Origin of the sequence: Streptomyces sp. NPDC047017 (assembly GCF_040644175.1) — a bacterium.
In the GTDB taxonomy this organism is placed as follows: domain Bacteria; phylum Actinomycetota; class Actinomycetes; order Streptomycetales; family Streptomycetaceae; genus Streptomyces.
Map to the genome: position 1 here is coordinate 24,772 of NZ_JBEYVW010000037.1, position 7,933 is coordinate 32,704.

3 protein-coding genes and 2 pseudogenes are annotated in these 7,933 nt (G+C 76.3%); 4 read left to right on the top strand and 1 reads right to left on the bottom strand.

Annotated elements, in window-relative coordinates; genetic code table 11:
- Window positions 1-166: 166 nt before the first annotated feature.
- The 4 genes and pseudogenes from ABZ858_RS36515 to ABZ858_RS36530 form a co-directional block, all read left to right on the top strand.
- Window positions 167-403, top strand: a pseudogene (locus ABZ858_RS36515) (SPOR domain-containing protein); the annotation flags it as partial.
- 123 nt (window positions 404-526) lie between these two features.
- On the top strand, window positions 527-967 hold the full coding sequence (locus ABZ858_RS36520; protein ID WP_361389102.1) for a (deoxy)nucleoside triphosphate pyrophosphohydrolase: 441 nt from the start codon (window positions 527-529) through the stop codon (window positions 965-967).
- 234 nt (window positions 968-1,201) lie between these two features.
- Window positions 1,202-1,624: pseudogene (locus ABZ858_RS36525) on the top strand (ATP-binding protein); the annotation flags it as partial.
- A gap of 522 nt (window positions 1,625-2,146) precedes the next feature.
- Window positions 2,147-4,855 (top strand): SpoIIE family protein phosphatase, encoded by a 2,709-nt coding sequence (locus tag ABZ858_RS36530; protein ID WP_361389105.1) that lies wholly within the window; start codon window positions 2,147-2,149, stop codon window positions 4,853-4,855.
- Here the strand turns inward: ABZ858_RS36530 and ABZ858_RS36535 are convergent.
- Window positions 4,818-6,446, bottom strand: a complete 1,629-nt coding sequence (locus ABZ858_RS36535; protein ID WP_361389108.1) for a hypothetical protein — start codon at window positions 6,444-6,446, stop codon at window positions 4,818-4,820. The two genes, ABZ858_RS36530 and ABZ858_RS36535, sit on opposite strands and share 38 nt — an antisense overlap.
- Window positions 6,447-7,933 lie beyond the last annotated feature (1,487 nt).

Consider the following 7,933-nt stretch of genomic DNA (forward strand, 5'->3'; position numbering starts at 1 on the left):
GACGGCGCGTTCTTCCCCGTGCGCCCCCTGCGCCATGGCCGGTTGCCTTCCTCTTTGTGAAAAGTCGTATTCGCTGCGTGAAGGTAGGGCGTAGGCTCGGGCATATGCGAAGTGCGGTTTCCCCGCCCGGCGGGACGCGGAGGGGGCCGGGACCCGGAAGCGGGCGCGGGCGACGCGCCGGGGCGCGAAGGAGCAGTGGGGCGGGATGAACGACGGCACGATCACTCTTCCCTGGCTCGTCGTCCGGCAGGACGACAACGGCAACCGCTACCGCGTGGGCCGGTACGCCAGCCGGGCCGAGGCCCAGAAGATCGCGGACAGCCTCGACGGCCGCGGCCGCCAACAGCTTTACTGGGTCGAGTGCGTCGACGACGACGGCCGCGGCGCGGACCCGGGGAACTGACCACGGCGGGCCCCGCGCACTCCGGCGTACGGCTTCTCCCGGCCGCTCCTTAAGCTCCGGGCCGCCCTCGTAAGCTCCGGCCCGCTCCCATAAGCTCCCGGCCGCTCCCGTAAGCTCCGGCGCATGAGCGAACGGATCGTGGTGGTGGGCGCCGCCCTGGTCGACGGCGGCCGGCTGCTCGCCGCCCGCCGCAGCGCGCCCCCGGAACTGGCCGGACGCTGGGAACTGCCCGGCGGCAAGGTCGAGCCCGGCGAGCTTCCGGAGGCCGCCCTCGTCCGCGAGCTGCGCGAGGAACTCGGTGTCGACGCCGAGACCGGCGAACGGGTCCCCGGCGCCTGGCCGCTGAAGTCCCCCTACGAACTCCAGGTGTGGACCGCCCGGCTGCGGCCGGGCTCCGCCGCCCCGCGCCCCTTGCAGGACCACGACGAACTGCGCTGGCTGGAACCGTCCGAGACGTGGACCGTCGGCTGGCTGGACCAGGACGTCCCCGCGGTACGGGCGGCCCTCACCCTCCTGGCCGCCACCCCGCCGCCCGGCATCCCGCCCGGCCCACCCCGGGCTTAGCCGACCGCCGCGCAGTCGCTTAGTCGCGCAGTCGCGCAGTCGCGCAGTCGCGTGGCCGCGTGGCCGCGCAAGGCTCGGCCTGTTCGGCCTGTTCGGCCTGTTCGGCCTGTTCGGCCCGCCGCCCGGCGGGATTACCCCCACCGCCGGACCGCCGCCCGGGTGCCGGTTCGCACGGGGCGGTACTGGTCGCCGTATATCGGGTATGTGCCCCTTATCGCCATGAAACCCGACATGGTGGGCTCGTTGGCCTGGGAAGTGATCGGCGTGATCGACACCGAAGGCGACTGCGCCGAGTGGACCTTTCCCGCGGACCCCGGCGCGGTGCGCACGGCCCGTGCCGCCGTCCGCGGCCAGTTGCGCAGCTGGGAGCTGGACAGTCTCGGTGACACCGCGGCCCTGCTGGTCAGCGAGCTGGTCACCAACTCGCTGCGGCACGCCACCGGCCCCATCGCCCTGCGGCTGGTCCGCCCCGCAGGGCTGCCGCACATCCTGCTGGTGGAGGTCTCCGACCCGCTCCCGGAGCCGCCGCGCGAACGGGCCGCCCGCCCCGACGACGAGAGCGGTCGGGGCCTGCAACTGGTCGCCTCCGCCTCCCGCCGCTGGGGCAGCCGGCCGGACGAGTCCGGCAAGACGGTCTGGTTCGAACTGGCCGTACCGGCCCGCCCGCCGACCACTCCGCCGACCACTCCGCCGGCCATCCCGCCGACCGCCCCGCACAGACCCGGCACCCCTGTCGGGCACCCGGAACGCACCGGCGGCGGCCGTTAGTGACGGCGGTCATCGGCACGTGGACGACCCGTTCGGGACAGCGGTCACCGGCACGTGGGCGGTCGTTCGTGCCGGCGGGCACCGGCAGGTAGACGACCGTCCGTGACAGCGGTCACCGGCACGTAGGCGACCGTCCGTGACGGCGGTCCTCGGCACGCGGGCGACCGTCCGTGACCGCGGTGCGGGGCCGGGTGCCCGCGTCCCCGATCACGGACAGTTGCCCCCGGCGGGGTTCGACCGGGTGTCGCCTGGTTAGAAGACACATGGTGTTGTCACAGACCGGACCGAAAAGTATCGGGACGGTCCTGTGATCGTGAACACCGTGTTGTGCGGCGCCGTAGTGCTGGATACTGCGGGCAGCCGCCGCCGGTGACCGGTGCCGGACGCGGTGAGCTGGAGGGGACGGTTCGCGTGAGCGAGATACCAGCGAAGGCCACGGAGTCCGAGGACCCGTCGGGCGGCGCGAGGGCGGGGTCCGCGGGTGGCGGTGCCGCCGAGGGGGCGCCCCCCGCGGACGCGACGTGGCAGAGCAATCCGCCCGGCTCCATCTACGACTACATCAAGGTCGCGTCCTTCTCCATCGGCCCCGACGGCCATGTCGACCAGTGGAGCCTGCGCGCCGAGCAGTTGTTCGGCATCCCCGCCGAACGCGCCGTCGGCATGGACCCCATCGAGGCGTTCATTGACTCCGACCTGCGGGAACAGGGCCAGCGCAAGATGGCCGAGATTCTCGACGGACGGGAGTGGACCGGAGTGGTCCCCTTCCGCCTGCCCGCCCCCACGGACGCCCGGGACGCCCGTGACGACAGGGACGACCGGGACGGCCGGAACCCGGAACACGGCACCCGCGACGCCCGCGGCCTCCGCGGTCTCGCCGAGGTGTACGTCATGCCGACCCGCACCGCCGAGGGCGACAAGGCCGCCGTCTGTATCGTCGTCGACGTCCGCACCCTGCGCACCATCGAGACCGACCTCGCCGCCTCCCAGGCGATTTTCGGTCAATCCCCTTTCGGTTTCCTGCTCCTCGACCCCGATCTGCGGATCCGCCGCGCCAACCACCGCTTCGCCTCCCTGTTCGGCGGCTCCCCCGACGACCACCGCGGCAGGACCGTGCACGACTACCTGCCCCGCGCCGAGGCGGAGCGGGTCACCGCCAGCCTGCGCCGGGTGCTGGAGAACGGCGAGTCCCTCTCGGACCTGCACGTCACCGGTTTCGTCCCGGGCTCCGAGGAACGCCGCCACTGGTCCATCAACCTCTACCGCGTGCACAGCGGCAGCGGCCGCCCCATCGGCATCGCCTGGCTCGGCACCGACATCACCGCCCGCCGCGCCGCCGCCCGCGAGGCCGCCGCCGCCCGGCGCAACCTCGCTCTGCTCAACGACGCCGGCGCCCGCATCGGCAACTCCCTCGACCTGGAGACCACCGCCCGCGAACTCCTCGACGTCGTCGTCCCCGGCTTCTGCGACCTGGCCACCGTCGACCTCTACCAAGGACTGCTCGCCGGTGACGAGACCCCGCCCGGTCTCGCCGACGGCAGCGCCGAACTGCGCCGCGTCGCCTTCGCCAGTGCCGTCTCCGGCGCGCCCCTCACCGGCACCGGCGCGCCCGTCGAGGTCGGCGCCGTCCACCACTACCCCTTCAACTCGCGCTGCGCCGACGCCCTGCGCACCGCCCGCCCGCAGCTCGTGGCCGGCGAGGACGGCGGCCTGGTCCACTCCACGCTGGCCGTGCCGATGGTCGCCCACGACACCGTGGTGGGACTCGCGCAGTTCGCGCGGACCAAGGGCAGTGAACCGTTCGGCGACCGCGACCGCGATCTCGCCGTGGAACTCGCCGCCCGCGCCGCCGTCTGCATCGACAACGCCCGCCTGTACCGGCGCGAGCACGAGAGGGCGCTGATACTGCAGCGCTCCCTGCTGCCGCCCGGCGACCCGGAGGCGTCCGGACTGGACATCGCCTGCCGCTACCTGCCCGGCAACGCGGCCACCGGCCGGCCCAGCGAGGTCGGCGGCGACTGGTTCGACGTCATCGAACTCCCCGGCCACCGCACCGCGCTGGTCGTCGGCGACGTCATGGGCCGCGGGCTGCGCGCCGCCGTCGCCATGGGCGAACTGCGCACCGCCGTACGCACCCTGGCCCTGCTCGACCTGGAACCGGCCGAGGTCCTCTCCCAGCTGGACGAGATCGCCCGCGGCCTCGGCGCCCCCGGCGGCGTCCAGCAGGCCACCCGGGCCGCCCGCCGCCCCCGCGAGGCCGACCTGTCCGAGGTCTACCTCGCGACCTGCATCTACGCCGTCTACGACTCGGTCACCCGGCGGTGCACCTTCGCCAACGCGGGCCATCTGCCGCCGGTCCTGGTCGAGCCCGGCGAGGCGGCGCTCATGCTCGACGTGCCGCCGGGCATGCCACTGGGCGTGGGCGGCGAACCGTTCGAGGAGGTGGAGGTCGAACTCCCCGAGGGCGCGCTGCTCGCGCTCTACACCGACGGCCTGGTCGAGTCCCGCGACCACCCGCTGGACGAGGGGCTCCAGGCGTTCGTCGGCGCCCTCACCGACCCGCACCCCTCGACGGCGGGAGCGCGCGCCGACGCCTCCCAGAACCTGGAGGACGTCTGTGACCACGTCCTGCGCACCCTCGGCAGCCACCACGGCGAGGACGACATCGCGCTGCTCATGGCCCGCGTCCAGGGCCTGCCCGCCGAGTCCGTAGGCGACTGGACGCTGCCCCGCGAGCCGCGCAGCGTCGGCCGCGCCCGCGAGTACGCGCGCGCCCAGCTGCTCGCCTGGGACCTGGAACCGCTGGTCGACACCACCGAGCTGCTGGTCAGCGAACTCGTCACCAACGCGCTCCGGTACGGCGAGGGCGAGATCAGGCTCCGGCTGCTGCTCGACCGCACCCTGGTCTGCGAGGTCTGGGACTCCGGCCTGGTGCAGCCGCGCCGCCGCCGCGCCCGCGACACCGACGAGGGCGGCCGCGGCCTCCAGCTCGTCGGCCTGCTCAGCGCCGCCTGGGGTTCGCGCCGCACCCCGCGCGGCAAGACAGTCTGGTTCGAACTCCCGCTCCCGGACGGCGAGAACGTCCTCACCGATCCGGCGGAGGCCCTGCTGAGCCTGTTCTGACGTCGGCGCTCGTGACGTCGGCGCTCGTGACGTCGGCGCTCGTGACGTCGGTGCTCGTGAATTCGGCGTTCCGGGCTTCGGCATTCGTGACGTCGGCGTCCCTGGTGCGCGGCCCGCCGAAGCGCGGCGGCGGGCCGACCGGCGGTGGCGCGGGCAGCAGGATGCCGCCGAGGACGGCTCCGGCGGTGGTGCCGGTGGGGGCGTCCGGACCGGCGTACGGGTTCCCGTGCGTGCGTACGTCCTGCTCGGCGCGACCGTGGGCCTCGCGGGCCAGCGCGTCGGCGCGCAGGTGGTCGGCGGGGTCGGCGGAGGCGAGCAGGCGCTGTGCCTCGGCCAGCAGGGCGCGGGGCGTGGCGCCCACCGCGCCCCGGTGCGTGGTGACGAAACCGGCCGCGGCGGCGGTGGCGGCGCGGGCGGTGAGCAGGGCGGCGGCGGACAGCACACCGCTCCGGCCCGCCGCCAGGGGGACCGCCGCCCGCACGATCCGGCGCAGGGCCGCCGCCGGGTCGTACGGCCGCCCGGCCGCCGACTCCTGCCGTACGGAGGCCAGCTCGGCGCCGGCGTGCAGGAGCCGCGCCCGCTCCTCACCGGCCGGCGTCCCCGTGAGCCGGTCCGCCGCCGCGGCCCGCTCCGCCTGCGCGCCGTTCAGCGCGGCCGGGAGCAGGGCCGCGGCCTCGTCCAGCTCGGCGGCGAGCCGGTCGACGCCGTCGAGGAACACGGCCGCCTGCGCCACGGCACCCTCCGCGGCCCGCAGCCGGTCCGCCGCCCGCTCCCGCTCGCCCCGGCCGGCCGCCTGCCGGGCCTCGTCGAGGCGGGCGGTGGCGAACACCAGACGGTCCCTGGCCTGTGCCGGGTGGCCCGCGGCCTGTTCGGAGGCGGCGGGGCCGTACCGTACGGCGAGAGCGGCCAGGGCCGCTTCCGCCGGTGCCGTCCGGGCCGCCAGCTCCCGGCAGCGCGCCCGCGCCGCCTCCAGCGCGCCGGCCGGGTCCCGTTCCAGGCCGCGCAGTCCGGCGAACGCGTCGGCGGCCGCGTCCAGCAGCCGGCCGGCCTCCTCGCAGTGCCCGGTGACGTCGTCCCCGGGCAGGCCGCGGTCGCGGCGCAGGTACTGCCGGCAGGCGGCCGCCAGCTCGCCCTCGGCCGCCCGCACGGCCTCCCGGTAGGGCGCCACGGCGGCGGCGCCGAACAGCGCCTCGGCGAAACCGAGTTCGGCCGCGGAGGCGCGTACGCAGTCGTCGGCCGGCACCAGCGCCCGCCCTCCCTCGTCGGCCGCCCGCTCGTCCCGGCGGGCGCCGCCCGGAGTCGTCCGGGTCCGCGCGCGCCGGGTGCGCCGTACGTGCCCGTACCCGGCGAGCACGAGCGCCGCGCCCACCGCGACGAGCGGCAGGACGAGGTCGGCACCCGAGGTCTCGTCCCGCGCGGCGGCGGACACCGGTCCGGCGGGCCGGGGGAGCGCGGGCGACGCAACCGCGGTGCCCTCGATGATCGTCATCACTCCGAGCACCAGCCACAGAAGCCCCGCCGCGCCGCCCAGCACGGCCCGGCGCCCGGCCGCACGGCGCGGCCGGGCGGCCCGGAGCTGGGACGCCGTCACGTCTGGGAGCGTAGGACCGCCCGGCCGGGCACGCGACCGGGGCCGCGTCACCGGCGGTACGGACGGGGAGACGGGGACGCGGGAGGGGAACGGCATGGAACACACCGGGAACAGCACACCGGCCGACGAGCCCGGGGCGGCGGAGAAACGGGAGAGACAGGGGGCGGCCCGGGCCCCGGCCTCCGGCCGACAGCGGGACGGCGACGGGCAGGCCGCGCCGGGCTCGGGGACGGATGCAGGCACCGAGCCGGGGGCGGTTGCCGGGGCGGAGCCGGGTACCGCGACGGCACCGAAGGCGGCCGGGAGGCCGGACGCGACCACCGCACGGGAGGAAGCCTCCCGCCCGGAGGCGACCGCCGCACCGGACACGCCCGCGGCACCCCCCGCTCCCGAGCAGGGCGCTACCCCTGAGCCCGGCGACGCCGAGCCGGGGGAGGGCGCACGGCGTCCGGAGAAAGCCTCCCGCCCGGAGGAAGCCACCCCGCCGGAGGCAGCCCCCGCACCGGACACGCCCTCCGAAACCCCCGCTCCCGAGCAGGGCGCTACCCCTGAGCCCGCCGACGCCGACGCCGAGCCGGGGGAGGGCGCACGGCGTCCGGAGAAAGCCTCCCGCCCGGAGGAAGCCACCCCGCCGAAGGCAGCCCCCGCGCCGGACACGCCCCCCGAAACCCCCGCTCCCGAGCAGGGCGCCGCCCCTGCACCCGCCGACGCCGACACCGAGCCCGGCGAAGACGCAAGGCGCCCGGAGAAAGCCTCCCGCCCGGAGGAAGCCACCCCGCCGGACACGCCCCCCGAAACCCCCGCTTCCGAGCAGGGCGCTACCCCTGAGCCCGGCGACGCCGACGCCGAGCCGGGGGAGGGCGCACGGCGCCCGGAGAAAGCCTCCCGCCCGGAGAAAGCCTCCCGCCCGGAGGAAGCCACCCCGCCGGAGGCAGCCTCCGCACCGGACACGCCCTCCGAAACCCCCGCTTCCGAGCAGGGCGCTACCCCTGAGCCCGCCGACGCCGACGCCGAGCCGGGGGAGGGCGCAAGGCGCCCGGAGAAAGCCTCCCGCCCGGAGGAAGCCACCCCGCCGGACACGCCCCCCGAAACCCCCGCTTCCGAGCAGGGCGCCGCCCCTGAGCCCGGCGACGCCGACGCCGAGCCGGGGGAGGGCGCAAGGCGCCCGGAGAAAGCCTCCCGCCCGGAGGAAGCCACCCCGCCGGAGGCAGCCCCCGCACCCGACACGCCCTCCGAAACCCCCGCTCCCGAGCAGGGCGCCACCCCTGCACCCGCCGACGCCGACGCCGAGCCCGGCGAAGACGCACGGCGCCCGGAGGAAAGCCACCCCCCAGGGGACGGCCACCCGCCGGAAGACACCCACCGACCAGCGGAAAACCCCTCGCCCCCGGCCGACCTCCCGCCCCCGGTCGACCTCCCGCCCCCGGTCGACCTCCCGCCCCCGGTCGACCTCCCGCCCCCGGTCGACCTCCCGCCCCCGGTCGACC

What these genes read in the sequence shown, in the direction of transcription:
- ABZ858_RS36520 (WP_361389102.1), top strand. Translation starts at nt 527, where the DNA reads ATGAGCGAACGGATCGTGGTGGTGGGCGCCGCCCTGGTCGACGGCGGC.